Origin of the sequence: Phocaeicola vulgatus ATCC 8482 (assembly GCF_000012825.1) — a bacterium.
Taxonomy (GTDB): Bacteria; Bacteroidota; Bacteroidia; order Bacteroidales; family Bacteroidaceae; genus Phocaeicola; species Phocaeicola vulgatus.
Genome location: NC_009614.1, coordinates 1,037,738 through 1,054,090, shown reverse-complemented (window position 1 = coordinate 1,054,090; position 16,353 = coordinate 1,037,738). Strand labels below are relative to the sequence as shown.

Annotated in this window: 7 protein-coding genes; all 7 read left to right on the top strand. The window is 41.4% G+C overall.

Going from position 1 to position 16,353, the window contains the following annotated elements:
- Window positions 1–36 precede the first annotated feature (36 nt).
- The 7 genes from BVU_RS03820 to BVU_RS03795 all read left to right on the top strand — a co-directional run bounded on the left by BVU_RS03820 (window position 37) and on the right by BVU_RS03795 (window position 16,333).
- Complete coding sequence (locus BVU_RS03820; RefSeq protein WP_041174513.1) at window positions 37–2,439, top strand: glycoside hydrolase family 95 protein; 2,403 nt, start codon at window positions 37–39, stop codon at window positions 2,437–2,439.
- Between the two features lie 70 nt (window positions 2,440–2,509).
- Complete coding sequence (locus BVU_RS03815) at window positions 2,510–5,272, top strand: GH92 family glycosyl hydrolase (RefSeq protein WP_011964892.1); 2,763 nt, start codon at window positions 2,510–2,512, stop codon at window positions 5,270–5,272.
- A 209-nt stretch (window positions 5,273–5,481) separates the two neighbouring features.
- Entirely contained in the window at window positions 5,482–6,876 is a 1,395-nt protein-coding gene (locus BVU_RS03810; RefSeq protein WP_011964891.1) for a sugar porter family MFS transporter, read from the top strand.
- A 12-nt stretch (window positions 6,877–6,888) separates the two neighbouring features.
- Window positions 6,889–10,230 carry a DUF5107 domain-containing protein gene (locus BVU_RS03805; protein ID WP_011964890.1) on the top strand — a complete coding sequence of 1,114 codons (3,342 nt, stop codon included), beginning with the start codon at window positions 6,889–6,891 and terminating at the stop codon, window positions 10,228–10,230.
- Window positions 10,227–11,804 (top strand): glycoside hydrolase family 97 catalytic domain-containing protein, encoded by a 1,578-nt coding sequence (locus BVU_RS03800; RefSeq protein ID WP_229095255.1) that lies wholly within the window; start codon window positions 10,227–10,229, stop codon window positions 11,802–11,804. Before BVU_RS03805 ends, BVU_RS03800 begins: the two co-directional genes overlap by 4 nt.
- Before the next feature lie 3 nt (window positions 11,805–11,807).
- Window positions 11,808–12,212: a glycoside hydrolase family 97 C-terminal domain-containing protein gene (locus BVU_RS22660; protein WP_229095256.1), complete on the top strand. Its 405-nt coding sequence runs from the start codon at window positions 11,808–11,810 to the stop codon at window positions 12,210–12,212.
- A gap of 83 nt (window positions 12,213–12,295) precedes the next feature.
- Entirely contained in the window at window positions 12,296–16,333 is a 4,038-nt protein-coding gene (locus BVU_RS03795; RefSeq protein ID WP_011964889.1) for a hybrid sensor histidine kinase/response regulator transcription factor, read from the top strand.
- Window positions 16,334–16,353: the final 20 nt, after the last annotated feature.

Genomic DNA, 16,353 nt, shown 5'->3' with positions numbered 1-16,353 from the left:
CTTTTGCCTTGGAAGAAACTATTAATCATGAAAAATATGAAACATTTTAAGACTTATTTGGGAGCAATGGCTTTGGCGCTTTCCGGATGCCAGAGTGCGACTGATTCCTGCGAAACTACAGAATTATGGTATGCCCAGCCGGCAGAAGTTTGGATGGAATCTTTACCTATTGGTAATGGACGCTTGGGAGCTATGACTTATGGTGGAATAGAGGAAGAGAAACTGGCGTTGAATGAATCGACAATGTGGTCCGGCCAGTACAATGAGAACCAGAACATACCTTTCGGACGAGAGAAAATGAACCAGCTCAGAAAGTTGTTCTTTGAGGGAAAACTATCGGAAGGAAACCGTATAGCCGGAGATAATCTTCATGGCAACCAGACTTCTTTCGGAACTCATCTTCCCATTGGAGATTTGAAGATGCAATTCATTTACCCCGAAGGTAAAGTGACCGGCTACCGTCGTTCGTTAAGCTTGGATGAGGCTGTCAGCAGCGTTTCTTTCAACTCCGGCGGTGTGAACTATAAACGTGAGTATTTTGCTACAAACCCGGATAATGTTCTCGTACTCCGCTTGACCGCTGATAAGCAAAAGTCCATTACTATGAATATGGGATTGGATTTGATGCGTCAAGCCGATCTTTCTGTAGAAGATAACCAATTGGTATTTACCGGGAAAGTAGATTTTCCCTTGCATGGTCCGGGCGGAGTCTGTTTTGAAGGAAGAATAGCCGTTCTGGCTGATAATGGAGAGGTAAAGATGGAACAGTCTGAAGTAGGTATAAAAGAAGCTGATGCCGTGACTTTGATTGTCGATGTGCGTACCGATTATAAAAGTCCTGATTACAAGACTCTTTGTGCTGATGGCGTGAAGAAGGCTGCAGCTAAATCTTATGATGAATTGAAGCAGGCGCATATAAAGGATTATAACACGTTGTACAATCGTGTCTCTATTCATTTCGGACAAGACGCTAACCGCGCGTTGCCTACGGATGTCCGTTGGAAACAAGTGAAGGAAGGCAAAACTGATACTGGTCTGGATGCCTTGTTTTTCCAGTATGGCCGTTACCTCACCATTGCCAGTTCCCGCGAAAACTCTCCATTGCCCATTGCCTTGCAGGGTTTTTTCAATGACAACAAGGCGTGCAACATGGGCTGGACCAATGACTATCATCTGGATATCAATACTGAACAGAATTATTGGGCAGCCAATGTTGGCAATCTTGCCGAATGTAATGCCCCCCTGTTTACCTATATTAAGGATTTGGCGCATCACGGTGCGAAGACTGCCGAAGTGGTCTATGGATGTAAAGGCTGGACTGCTCACACAACAGCCAATGTCTGGGGATATACTCCTGCCTCCAGTACCATTATTTGGGGACTGTTCCCGATGGCAAGCTCATGGATAGCTTCCCATCTGTGGACACAATATGAATTTACACAGGACAAGCAATATCTGGCCGAAACGGCCTATCCGCTTTTGAAAGGTAATGCACAGTTCATCCTGGATTTCTTGGCAAAAGACCCGAAGAGTGGTTATCTGATGACAGGGCCGAGCATCTCACCCGAAAACTGGTTTCGTACAGCAGGCGGTGAAGAAATGGTTGCCTCCATGATGCCTGCCTGTGACCGTGAACTGGCCTACGAGATCTTGTCGAATTGTGTTCAGGCTTCAGAGATATTGAATACCGACCGCGAGTTTGCCGATAGCCTGCGTACTGCCATCGCCCAACTTCCTCCCATCCAGTTGCGTGCCAATGGTGCCATTCGTGAATGGTTTGAAGATTTCGAGGAAGCTCATCCCAACCATCGTCACACTTCCCACCTGCTGGCACTCTATCCTTTCTCCCAAATCACTTTGGAGAAGACTCCCGAATTGGCGGAAGCTGCCCGCAAGACCATCGAGAATCGTTTGTCTGCCGAGAACTGGGAAGATACAGAGTGGAGTCGTGCCAATATGATTTGTATGTATGCCCGCTTGAAAGATGCACAGGAAGCATATAAGAGTGTTCAATTATTGCAGGGCAAGCTTTCACGTGAGAATTTAATGACTGTATCTCCAGGTGGCATTGCAGGTGCGGAAGGTGATATTTATTCATTCGACGGAAATCCCGCCGGTACAGCCGGTATGGCAGAAATGCTGGTGCAGAACCACGAAGGTTATGTAGAGTTCCTTCCTTGTTTGCCCGATGAATGGAAAGAGGGTAGCTTCAAAGGTCTGTGCATCCGTGGGGGAGCCGAAGTAGCGGCCGAGTGGACGAATGCGGTCATCAATAGTGCTTCATTGAAGGCTACAGCCAATCAGACTTTCAAAGTGAAACTTCCTCAGGGAAAGAGTTATAAGGTGATGCTGAACGGAAAAGAAGCGGTTGCCAATCCGGATGCCAAAGGATTGATAACAGTGGATATGAAGAAGAATGATTTGTTGGAAATAAGATAATTTAAATTGTTAGTTCATTGTAGGGACGGATTTATTCTGTCCCTGCATTGGATAAGATTATAATTTGCTCATGAAAAAATCTTTTTTATTGCTCGGTTTGCTTGCTTTGTTTGCTGTAACAGCCATGTATGCCTCACCTTATAATATAGCAGCGAAAAGTCGTGTTTCCGCCTCTTCTGTATGTAGCGGAGAGTATGATGCAGAGAATGTCACCGACCAAGTGATACGCATACCGGGAAAAGGAGCATGGGCATCAAAAAGTACAATGACCTTTTGGGGGCAGATTGATTATCCTTGGATACAATTGGACTGGGAGACACCGGTATGCATCAATAAAGTCATCTTGTATGACCGTCCGGAGAAAGAAACACATATAGCCGGAGGGACGCTGCATTTCAGTGATGGAAGTTCAATCAATGTCTGTCAGATTCCCAATGACGGCGCTCCGAAAGTAATTGAATTTCCTGCCCGGAAAACGCAATGGATGCGCTTTGAAGTAACAGATGGCGATGGGGAGAATCTAGGATTGTCAGAAATAGAAGTTTTCCCAGCCCCCGAAGATTATTCTGATTATGTTTCATGGGTAGACCCGTACATAGAGTCTGCCAGAGGGCGATACTTTTTCTTTATTACCGGTAACCAGCCTTTTGGAATGATCGGTGCAGCACCATTGCCCCGGAATAAAAATCAATATGGAGGGGGGTATAACTATAATTCCACCCATGTACTGGGTTTCCCTCAGATTCATTGCTGGATGCTGTCCGGCCTGACACTTATGCCGACTACCGGTCATGTGAATCCTACCCTCGGAGAAGAAGGCTGGCAATCCTCTTTTTCCCATGACGGAGAGATAGTGCAGTCGGGCTATCATCGTTTGTATCTGGAAAAATATAATACTTGGGTGGAACAGACTACTACAGACCGGGTCAGCTTTTACAGATTGACTTACACCGAAGATGCCACAGCTCATATTTTGCTCAATCTGGGTGGATATGTTGCCACTTCCACTATGGTAAATGCTCATGTAAATAAAACAAGCAGCAACGAACTTACCGGATATTTTGATACCAAGGGGCGTTTATGGGGAGGCCCGGATGTGGTAAGAATCTATTTTGCAGTCTGTTTTGACAAGCCTTTCGAATCTTTGGACGGTTGGGCTGATAAAGAATGCTTCCCGGATATAGAGGAGTTGCAGGGAACTACGGAAAGTACTCCTCGAAGTGACTCCGGCTGGAGTTATCATGATGCGCCTACATCGGGAGTCAGTGCCCAGTACCAGGTTCGTCGCGGGGAACAGGTTTGCTTGAAAATGGCAGTTTCCTATGTAAGTATAGCCAATGCAAAAGAGAATTTGGAAACGGAGTGCAACCATTGGGATTTTGATAAAGTCCGCAGGGATTCACAAGAGGAATGGAACCAATGGCTTGGAAAGATAGATGTAAAAGGGGGGACAGATGCACAAAAAATTAAATTCTACACCGATTTATGGCATACTTTACTAGGGCGTCATAAAATAGACGACTGTAATGGTGAATATCCTGATTATACCCAGGGAGGCACACGGAAAGGAACACATACCTTGAATGCTGAATGCCAAATCAGGCAACTGGAGAAAGACAAGATGGGAAATTCCATTCATCACATGTATAATTCCGATGCTTTTTGGCTGACTCAATGGAATCTGAATACATTGTGGGGACTTGCCTATCCGTCTGTGCTCGATGATTTTGCTGCTTCACTCATTCGGTACAGTCTGAATGGAGATTTATTGCCTCGCGGACCTTGTGCCGGAGGATACTCTTATATTATGACCGGCTGCCCCGCTACTTCCTTGATTACAAGTGCCTATCAAAGAGGAATAACTCGGAAGTGGTCACCATCCGCTGGTTATCGTATGATGAAAAAGAATCATGCAAAAGGAGGAATGCTTGCTTTGGATATGGATAAAGAGTTGGACTTTTATATACAAAATGGGTATTGTCCTGATAATGCGGGGCTGACTATTCAATGGGCTTTTGAAGATTGGGCTTTGGCTGAAATGGCTGCCAGGATGGGGAAGTGGAAGGACTACGCTTATTTTCATCAACGTTCTATGGGGTGGCCTGCTTCATTTCATGAGGGAGCGAAACTGATACTTCCGCGTAGGGAAGATGGAAGCTGGTTGCATACAGACTTGACTAATGGTTGGGGATATGTGGAAGCTAATGCCTGGCAGGCTACTTTTGGCTTGTCACATGATATTCCGGGATTGGCTAGTAAAATGGGAGGTAATGATACATTATGTGCCATGTTGAACGATGCTTTTGAAAAAGCTACGGCTACGGATTTTGTATTTGGATATGGAGGTGGCTATGTGAGCTATGCCAATCAACCCGGGTGTTCAAATGCACATGTGTTTGCTCATGCAGGAAAGCCTTGGCTGAGCCAGTATTGGGTGCGGCGGGTAAAGGAACAGGCGCATGGTGCCATAACACCCGATAAAGGGTATGGCGGGCATGATGAAGATCAAGGACAAATGGGAGGTGTTGGTGTATTGATGGCGATTGGACTATTTGGCTTGGATGGCGGATCCGGGCAACATCCTGCCTATGATATAACAAGTCCGATATTCGATGAGGTTACTATAAAGTTGGATCCGGCTTATTATAAAGGGAGGGAATTCAGAATCAAGACTTATCATAATTCAAAGGAAAATTGTTACATTCAATGTGCTCGTTTAAACGGAAAAGAATATAGTTCATTCCAGCTTCCACATTCGGTCTTTGCACAGGGGGGCTTATTGGAGTTATGGTTGGGAGATACTCCAAATGAGAATTGGGGAACAGTTGATTGATGTTTGATATAATCAGATTAGACAGGAGACTTTTGGCATGGCTACGTCCGATTTGGGCGTGGCCATTTTTTTATCCGGTACAGCTTCTGCCTAAGGCTTGCGTCTCATTTTAAATTAGAAATAGTAATATTGTCCATATCCTCAGTAATTTTTTCTATTCTTTAAGTCCTTGAATCCTTGTTACTTTGCATCATAAAAATAACTAATATATGATATTCATGAAAACACAATCTAATTTTTATCTATTTCTTATTGCTTTGATTTCTGCTATGGGAGGTTTCCTGTTTGGATATGACTGGGTAGTGATCGGAGGAGCAAAACCTTTTTATGAACAATATTTTGGTATAGCTGGTAACCCTGTTATGCAGGGATGGGCTATGAGCAGTGCCTTGATTGGTTGTTTGTTTGGGGCGCTAAGTGCCGGTAAGCTGAGTGACCGTTTGGGACGTAAGCCTATTTTGATTTTGGCGGCAGGATTATTTATCTGTACGGCTGTCGGTACAGGGGCGGTGCATTCTTTTACTTTCTTTAATGTATTTCGTTTGGTGGGGGGCTTTGCCATTGGGATTGCTTCCAGTTTGTCACCTATGTATATAGCAGAAATAGCTCCGGCACATTTGCGGGGACGGTTTGTGTCCATCAATCAGTTGACGGTAGTGTTAGGTATCTTGACTTCTCAGATTGTTAATTGGCAGATAGCCGAGCCTGTGGCATTAGGAGCTACTCATGAAATGATCCGTGAATCATGGAACGGACAGATGGGATGGCGCTGGATGTTTTGGGCAATGACTGTCCCGGCCGCCTTGTTCTTTGTTTTTAGTTTTATATTACCGGAGAGTCCTCGTTGGTTAGCCTCTTCGGGAAAGCGGGAGGCTGCACTCAAGGTGTTTACCCGTATGGGAGGAAAGGAATATGCTGTTACTGAGTTGGCGGCCATAGAAGCGGCTTCAGCCTGTCAGACGCAAGAAGGAGGTTTTCGTCAATTATTGAATCCTGCTATGTATAAAGTGCTGACTATAGGTGTTGTCATGGCTATTTTGCAGCAATGGTGTGGTATTAATGTTATTTTCAACTATGCACAGGAAATATTTATGGCGGCAGGTTATGGCGTGTCTGATGTCTTGATGAATATTGTGGTGACCGGTATTACAAATGTCATATTTACTATTCTAGCCATGTTTGTGGTAGACCGTTGGGGACGTAAGGCGTTGACACTGATCGGATCATTTGGACTGGCAGTAATTTATGCCTTTATGGGAGCCGCTTATTATTTTCATATCACAGGAGTTGTGCTGTTGATTATTGTTGTGATGGCTATTGCCTGTTATGCCATGACTTTGGCTACAGTGATGTGGGTCATTATCTCTGAGATTTTCCCGAACCGTATTCGTGGAGTTGCCATGTCTGTTTGCACTTTCGCTTTGTGGGCGGCCTGCTTTATACTGACCTATACTTTCCCGATGTTGAATAGTGGTTTGGGAGCTGCCGGGACATTCTGGCTGTATGGGCTGATTTGCCTGAGTGGGGGAATATTTGTTGTATTCCGTTTGCCGGAGACCAAAGGAAAGAGTCTGGAGGAAATAGAAAAAGAATTAGTGAAATAACAATCATTTATTATGGAAAAAATAACTCAATATTTAATTCAAAGTACCGTTCATGGCAGTGAGGTGCGTGCATGGGAGGAAGATATTATGCTTCCTACTTATGAGATAGGAGAGGAAGAGAAGAATCCTATTTTTCTTGAAAAGAGAGTTTATCAGGGAAGTTGTGGAGCTGTTTATCCTTATCCGGTAGTCGAGAAGATTTCAGATAAGAAAGCAGACAAGAAATATCATGCGTTGTTTATCGAGAATGAATACATTAAGGTGATGGTGCTTCCCGAGTTGGGAGGACGTATACACATGGCTTATGATAAGGTGAAGAAACGTCACTTTGTTTATTACAACCAAGTTGTGAAACCGGCATTGGTGGGACTGACAGGACCTTGGATTTCTGGAGGAATCGAATTTAACTGGCCTCAGCATCACCGTCCTTCTACTTTTTTGCCTACTGATTTCTTGATAGAGGAAAATGCGGATGGCAGCAAGACAATATGGTGCAATGAAGTGGAGAGAATGTTTCGTACTAAAGGTATGCAGGGATTTACGCTTTATCCGGGCAAGGCTTATATAGAAATTAAAGTGAAGATTTATAATCGTACGTCTTTCCCTCAGACTTTCTTGTGGTGGGCCAACCCTGCAGTGGTGGTCAATGACCATTATCATTCGGTATTCCCGCCTGATGTGAATGCGGTGTTCGATCACGGCAAGCGCGATGTCTCTTCTTTCCCTATTGCTACAGGGGTTTATTATAAGCAGGATTATTCTGCTGGTGTGGATATCTCTAAATATAAGAATATTCCGGTTCCTACATCATATATGGCTATCAAGTCTAAATATGATTTTGTGGGTGGCTATGAAGAAGATGTTCGTGGGGGACTTCTGCACGTGGCCGATCATCATGTTTCTCCGGGAAAGAAACAATGGACATGGGGAAATGGTGATTTCGGTAAGGCTTGGGATCGTAATCTGACTGATGAGGACGGACCTTATATTGAGCTGATGACCGGTATGTATACGGATAACCAACCGGACTTTACTTGGTTACAGCCCTATGAGGAAAAATCATGGGTACAGTATTTTATGCCTTATAGTGAAGTGGGTTATGTAAAGAATGCAACCAAAGATGCTTTGTTGAATTTGGAAATAAAGGAAGGTAAAGCCCGTTTGGTGCTTTATACTACGGGAGCGAATAGTGGAGTACGTATTATAGTAAAAGCTATTAAAGGCACTGTATTATTGGATAAGACTACACAAATTTCGCCATCAGAACCGTTTATTACGACTTTTGCGGCAGAAGGACTAAAAGAAGAGGAGGTATGTGCAGAGGTTCGTGATAAGGAAGGACAAATTTTGCTTTCTTATCAGGCGGATAAACCGGAAATCAGGCCGGTTCCTGATCCTGCTAAGGCTGCTAAAGATCCTCAGAATATTGCTTCTGTTGAACAACTGTTTTTGACCGGACTACACTTGGAACAATATCGCCATGCTACTTATAATCCGATGGATTATTATATGGAAGCATTAAGGCGTGAACCGGGAGATGTACGTTGTAACAATGCGGTGGGGTTATTGTTGATGCGTAAAGGACAATTTGCAATGGCAGAAAGCTATTTCCGGAAAGCGGTGGAAACCTTGACTGAACGTAATCCGAATCCTTATGACGGTGAACCTTATTATAATTTGGGCTGGAGTTGTATGATGCAACAGAAGTGGGATGAGGCTTATGATGCTTTCTTTAAGTCGGCATGGAATGCTGCTTGGCAGGATGCGGCTTATTATGCACTAGCACAACTTGACACTCGTAAAGGAAAGTATGAAAGTGCTTTGGACAAGATAGACCGTTCATTGATTCGTAATTGGCATAATCACAAAGCGCGTCAGTTGAAAACTTCCATTCTACGCAAATTGGGTCGTAAAGAGGAAGCTTTGGCGCTCGTAGCTGAATCATTGCAGATAGATCGTTTTAATATGGGATGCCGTTTTGAACATTATTTGTTGACCCGGGATGTGGAAGTGTTGGAGGAAATGAAAAAGTTGATGCGTAGCTGGGCTCACGGATATATAGAATATGCATTGGATTTTGCTGCTGCCGGACTGTACGAGGAAGCTTTTTCTTTGCTGGAATGCTACGTAATCGGAGTTACAGAAGTATATCCTGTCGTTTATTATACAATGGGGTATTTCCATACCTGTAAGGGAGATGAGAGCAAAGCATTGGAATATTATCAGCGGGCAGAAAAGGAAAATCATTCATATTGTTTCCCGAATCGTATAGAAGAAGTATTGATTCTTCAAGATGCTTTACGTTTGAATATTCATGGAGCAAAAGCGGCATATAGTTTAGGAAATTTTTGGTATGCTAATCGTCAGTATGATAATGCCATTGCTTGTTGGGAAGATTCGGCTGCTATAGAGCCAACATTCCCTACCGTATGGCGTAATTTATCTTTGGCTTATTATAATAAGCGTAATGATAAACAAAGAGCTTTGGAAACTCTGGAAAAAGCTTATGCATTGGATGAGCACGATTCTCGTATATTAATGGAGCTGGATCAACTTTATAAGCGTTTAGGCCGACCTCATACAGAACGTTTGGCTTTTTTGGAAGCACATCTGCCTGAAGTGGAACAGCGTGATGATCTGTCCATTGAGCGTATCACTTTGTATAATCAACTAGGGCGCTATACTGAAGCAAAAGAATTGATTGCTGCACGTAAATTCCATCCATGGGAAGGAGGAGAAGGAAAAATCACCGGACAATATGTATTGTGCCATATAGAATTAGCAAAGATTGCTTTAAGTGAAAAACGTTATGCCGATGCTTTAGTTCTTTTGGATGAAACGGATGCTTATCCATTTAATTTGGGTGAGGGAAAATTGGCAAATGCTGAAGAGAATGATATCTGGTATTATAAAGGTGAGGCGTTTCGTGGCTTGGGAAATGAGCAACAAGCTATAGATTGCTTTACCAAAGCGACCATTGGTTCTTCAGAACCACAACAGGCTTTCTTCTACAATGACCAACAGCCTGACAAAATTTTCTATCAAGGTTTGGCATGGCGTGCGTTGGGTAGAGAGGATAAGGCATGCAGCTGCTTTAACAAATTGATAAAGCATGGTGAGAAGCATTTGTTTGACCACTGTCGGATTGATTATTTTGCTGTTTCTCTGCCTGATCTGGCTATTTGGGAAGATGACTTGGATAAACGTAACTGCATTCATTGTAATTATGTGATGGGGTTGGGGTATTTAGGATTGCGTGAAATGGGAAAAGCCATTGATTTTTTGGATAAGGTGCGAGAATTGGACATAAACCATCAAGGTGGACAAATCCATCGTAATTTGTGTGCTGTATGAGAAAAAAGAATTTTTTCCTTTTGTTGGTAACATTGTGTCTGTGCATTTTTGCACAGGCACAAATGCTGTCTGTTTATGAATTATCATCCCCAAACGGGCAATTGGTACTTACTGTAGAGAATGGAAGGGTCTTACAATATTCTTTAAGTTTGGAAGGTAGGTCTGTCATTCATCCCTCTGATATTTGTATGACGATGCAAAATGGTAATATATGGGGAAAGAATGGTGAAGTGGTAGGGACTTCTACAAGTAGTACTTCTGAGAAGGTTTATCCGGTAGCTGGTAATTATCGTGAATTAACAGACCATTATAATGAACTTTCCTTGAAATTCAAGGATGGTTATTCAGTTATATTCCGGATGTATAATGAAGGAATGGCATATCGTTTTTGTGGAAATCTTCCGGAGCAGGATTCTTTGATTGTAGTTGATGAAGAAGCTTCTTTTAATCTGGCTGATGATCCGGCAGTTATTTTACCTGAAACAACTAATTTTACAGCTTGGGAGTTGAGCAATGTGCTTTACGAGGGCATTTCTAAAATAGAAGAACATAAATATGGTATTACACCAACTTTATTTACAAACAAGATGCAAAATGTGCGTGTTGTGGTGGCTGAATCGGATTTAAATAACTATCCGGGTATGTATCTTCGTAAAGAAGATGGCAAGATGAAAGGTTATTGGGCGACCTATCCTAAAAAAATAGAGATGGGCAGTTGGGGAAATTTTATTACGGTGGTAAAAGAAAGGGAGAATTATTTAGCACGTACTGCTGGTAACCATGCTTTCCCTTGGCGTATGGCTATTGTTGCCAAGGATGATAAGGAACTACTGACTAATGAAATGATTTACTTACTGGCCAAGCCCCAACAAATAAAGGATACGGATTGGATTCGTCCTGGTAAAGCAACTTGGGAATGGTGGCATTGTGCTATTTTGGAAAAAGCTCCTTTCCCTTCTGGTCATCAAAATCTTTCGACACAGATGTACAAGTATTATATTGATTTCGCTTCCGAAAACAAAATACCTTATCTGCTGGTCGATGCCGGTTGGAGCAATGTTTTTAATCATGCAGATTTGAATAAGAATATTGATATAAAAGAGGTGATACGCTATGGAAAAGAAAAAAAAGTAGGTGTATGGCTTTGGACTGTTGCTGCTACTTTATTCCAGCATCCGCATTGTTATTTGGATTCTATCAGCAAGTGGGGTGCTGTTGGGGTGAAAATAGATTTTTTTGATCGTGATGATGCTCAAATAATCCCTCAATATGAAAATCTGGCAAAGGCTTGTGCTGAGCGGCATCTTATGGTGGATTTTCATGGATGCAGCAAGCCTACCGGACTTCATCGGGCATATCCTAATATCCTTTCTTATGAAGCCATGCGATGTGCGGAGTGTTTTAAGTGGGATACCACTTCTAATCCGGATTATCAGCTTCAATGTATCTTTGCCCGTATGTTGGGAGGTGGAATTGATTATACTCCGGGGTCGATGCGTAACAGCACATTGGAAAAATTTAAGCCGATCGATCCGGGGTTGCCTAGTTCATTGGGGACTCGTTCACATGAATAGGCCTTGTTTGTTGTACTTTCCGCACCATTTGCCAGTTTATGTGATTCTCCGGATGAGTATCGTAAGTATCCTGATATTTTAAAGTATTTAGCGGAAGTACCGACTTCATGGGATCAGACGATTCCCTTAGCTGCTCGTGTGGGCGAATATGCTGTGTTGGCTAAGCAGAAAGGAAATACTTGGTATATAGGCGGATTGAACGCTTGGGGTGAGAGAACAATTCAGGTGGATTGCTCTTTCCTGCTTCAGGATAAGAAATATACCATTGAAATTTTTCAGGATAAAAAAAGAAGTAACAAGAATGCTAATTTATACGAACATAAAATAATGGATATGGATAATAAGAATATTATTGAAATGTTTATGGCTTCTGGTGGGGGATTTGTAATGGTCATTCGTGAAAAGTAATAGAGGGCAATCCTCTATTTCTTTTATATTGGCATTATTTATCCTTTTTTTCTTTTATCTTTGGCTCAAATTTTGAACAGGCTATGAAAAAGACTTTGCTCATTTTATGTTGTTTGTATGTTGTATTTACATTACAGGCTGTTGATAAGGGATTATCCAATTTTTATTTTTCTCATATAACGGGTGAAAATGGACTATCACAAAGTAATGTGAAGGCTATCATTCAGGATAGTTACGGGTTTATGTGGTTTGGTACAAAAAATGGTTTGAACCGTTTTGATGGAACTTCTATTGTACAGATGAACTGTGATGACTATGTAGTCGGTACCGGAAACCATAATATTTCTGCTTTGTTTGAAGATAAGGAACGTCAGTTATGGGTAGGAACGGATAGAGGAGTCTATCGTTATAATCCTGCCTTGGATATATTCACGGCAATGAATATGGAAACAGAGGAAGGGGTGAATATGAATAATTGGGTATCTAATATTGTGGCGGATTCTATTGGTAATATTTGGATTGTGATTCCTGATCAGGGAGTTTTTCGCTATAAGGATGAGAAACTTTATTTTTATGAAGTAACCAACAAAGAGCATTTTAAAACAGAAGCTCCGGATTGTATTTTGGTACGCCCTGATGGTGATGTCTGGGTTGGTACATGGGGGGTCGGACTTTTTCGATATGATAGAAATACGGATAAATTTGAACAATATTGTGTTGATAAAACCGGGCGTTCGTTAAAGGGAAAGAATATTAATTCTATTTGTAATTATGGTGATTGGATTGCAATGGCTATTCATGAAGGGGAATTGATGAAATATAATCCCGGTACGAATCAGCTTGTAAAAATAGATATACCTGAGGCTAACCATACATTTGTACGTAATGTGGCTTGTTTTGACGATGAACTGTGGGTGGGAACTCATGAAGGCTTATTTGTTGTGAATGAGAGGAAGAATAAAAGAGTTCATTTGAAACAAGATTTGATGCGTTCGTTCAGTCTGTCGGATAAGATTATTTATACTATTTATCAAGATCGGGAAGGTGGAATTTGGCTGGGGACCATGTTTGGCGGAGTGAATTATCTGCCTCATCATGACTTGTTATTTGATAAATATGTGCCTGGAAGTGATGGGCGTTCGTTGACTACAAAACGGATAAGGGAAATAGCTTCTGATAATAAGGGCAATATATGGGTTGGAACTGAAGACGATGGAATTAATATATTGGATATTGCTTCTGGACAGGTAAACCGATTGAGGTTAGATGATGATGATAAAAGGAGTCATATGGTTACTTTGGGGATGTTTGTTAAAGGAAACCAACTGTTTTGTGGTTTGTTCAAACAAGGATTGGATGTGATTCAGTTGCCAGAGAATAAAGTTTATCATTATACTCCTGAGGAGTTGAATATAGGAGAAGGAAGTGTTTACACTTTCTTTATAGATGAGGCAGGATATAAGTGGATTGGTACGGGTTGGGGACTTTATAAAGCAGCTCCTGCAAGTTTTCATTTTGAAAAGGTGGAAGAAGTGGGTTATGATTGGATTTTCGATGTATTTCAAGATAAGGATGGAATGATATGGTTCGCTTCCATGGGAAGCGGGTTATGGAAGCATGATCCGGGAAAGAATAGCTTTAAAAAGTATACTTATGAGGAAGGTAAGGAGAATACTTTGGGATCCAATTCTGTCAGTTCGGTAATGCAGGATAGCAAAGGGCGGATTTGGATTTCTACTGATCGTGGTGGAATTTGCCGTTATAATTCTCAAACGGATGATTTTACCTCTTTTTCCATTAAAGACGGTTTGCCGGATGATGTGGCTTATAAGATATTGGAAGACGAGCAATCAAATTTATGGTTTGGGACAAATCGGGGTTTGGTCAGGTTTAATCCGGAATCGAAGGACGTGCGGGTATATACTACTAAGGATGGTTTGTTAGGGAATCAGTTTAATTATAAGTCAGCTTTGAAGGGGGAGGATGGTAAGTTTTATTTTGGCGGTATAGACGGATTGATTGCATTTGATCCTAATTCTTCGGAAAAAATCAATTTCTTGCCACCTGTTTATATCTCAAAATTCAGTATTTATAATCAGGAGATAACAGTTCATACTCCTAATTCTCCTTTGAAAAAGTGTATAGAACATACGGATGAAATCGTATTGCCTTATGATCAGTCAAATATTAGTTTTGATGTTGCTTTATTAAGTTATTCTACTACGGAATCCAATCAATACTATTATAAGTTGGTTCCCTTGGATAAAGATTGGATAAGAGCGGCAAGTAATCAGAATATCTCTTATGCAAAATTGCCTCCGGGAAATTATACTTTACAGGTTCGGGCTACCAATAGTGTCAAAGAAGGTCCCTATGCTACCCGGTCTTTATCTATTGTTATTCTGCCTCCTTGGTGGCAGTCGGTTTGGGCTTATTTCCTGTATATTATCTGGGGAATCTGTGTTGTACTTTGTTGGTTCTTCTGGTATAAAAGACGTAAAGAGAAACAGATGGAAGAAAAGCAGAAGTTATTTGAAGTTGAGAAAGAGAAAGAACTCTATGAATCAAAAGTCAGTTTCTTTACTGAAATAGCTCATGAGGTGCGCACGCCCTTGACATTGATTAATGGTCCGTTGGAAGCCATTGAGGAAATGGATATCAAGGATCAGAAATTGAACAAGAATTTGAAAGTAATCGGGCAGAATACCAAGAGATTATTAGACCTGACCGGCCAGCTGCTTGATTTTCAAAAAATAGGAGCGAGTAAATTTGAACTGAAATTTGAAACGGTTGATGTAACGGCATTGCTGAATGAAACGATTACTCGTTTTGAGCCTACTATTCTGCAAAAGCAGAAAGAGTTATTGCAACATATTCCCCAAGAAAGAATTATGGCTGCCATAGATAAGGAGGCTATCACAAAAGTATTGAGTAATTTGTTGAATAATGCTTTGAAATATGCCCGTCATACCATTATGATAGATTTATTCCAAGATGGAGCAGATTTTACAGTTCGTGTTGTCAGTGATGGAGAAAAGATACCTGAAGCGTCCAGCCAGCAGATTTTTGAACCCTTTTATCAGGTAGAAAAGAAGAAGGATACAGTTCGGATGGGAGTAGGCATAGGGTTACCTTTAGCTCGTTCGCTAGCCACTTTGCATAAAGGCAGGCTTTATTTGGATATAGAACAACCGGAGAATACATTTGTTTTGACCATTCCTTTGAATAAGGAGGAAGTAAGGCAGCAAATAGAGAAGGTCGTTGAGCAAAATATAGAAGTATTGGATGAGGAAACATCAACAGAAACAGATCAGATGAAAGGTTATACTTTATTGTTAGTAGAGGACAATGAAAGCATGAGATCTTTTATCTTTGAACGATTGGAAGCCTTGTTTACAGTAGAAACTGCTGTGAATGGGCAGGAAGCGTTGGATATTTTACGTAGTAATCACATAGATTTGGTTATCAGTGATATAATGATGCCGGTGATGAATGGCTATGAATTATGTAAGGAAATAAAGGCGGATATTGATTTGTGCCATATTCCGGTTATTTTCCTTACCGCCAAGAACGATTTGGAGAGTAAAATTAACGGATTGAAGATAGGAGCAGAAGCTTATGTGGAAAAGCCTTTTTCTTTCAACTATTTGAAGACTCAGATTTTATCTTTACTCAGTAATCGAAGGAAAGAGCGTGAGGCATTCTCCAAACGTCCTTTTTTCCCTGTGCATAATATGCAGATGAACAAGGCGGATGAGGAGTTTATGAATAAAGTGATCAATGTGATTCAAGAGAATATCTCGGATGAAAATTTCAATGTGGAACGTATGGCTGATATCTTATGTATGAGCCGTTCCAGCTTGTTGAGGAAAATAAAGATTCTATTTAATCTTTCACCCATAGATTTCATCCGGTTGATTCGTTTGAAAAAAGCAGCCGAACTGATTCAGGAAGGTAAGTATCGTATTGGGGATATCTGTTATATGGTAGGAATAAACTCTTCATCTTACTTCAGCAAATTATTTTTAAAACAATTTGGAATGACTCCGAAAGAGTTTGAGAAACAGTATCAAACATCCAAGGAAAAAGTTAAAATAGATCTGACGGGAATCTCTGATTGAAAGAAATGCAGCAAAAAATG

Excerpts from the sequence above, each read along its gene's own strand:
- BVU_RS03820 (WP_041174513.1), top strand. The coding sequence starts at position 37 with ATGAAACATTTTAAGACTTATTTGGGAGCAATGGCTTTGGCGCTTTCC.
- BVU_RS03810 (WP_011964891.1), top strand. The coding sequence starts at position 5,482 with ATGATATTCATGAAAACACAATCTAATTTTTATCTATTTCTTATTGCT.
- BVU_RS03805 (WP_011964890.1), top strand. The coding sequence starts at position 6,889 with ATGGAAAAAATAACTCAATATTTAATTCAAAGTACCGTTCATGGCAGT.
- BVU_RS03815 (WP_011964892.1), top strand. The coding sequence starts at position 2,510 with ATGAAAAAATCTTTTTTATTGCTCGGTTTGCTTGCTTTGTTTGCTGTA.
- BVU_RS03800 (WP_229095255.1), top strand. The coding sequence starts at position 10,227 with ATGAGAAAAAAGAATTTTTTCCTTTTGTTGGTAACATTGTGTCTGTGC.
- BVU_RS03795 (WP_011964889.1), top strand. The coding sequence starts at position 12,296 with ATGAAAAAGACTTTGCTCATTTTATGTTGTTTGTATGTTGTATTTACA.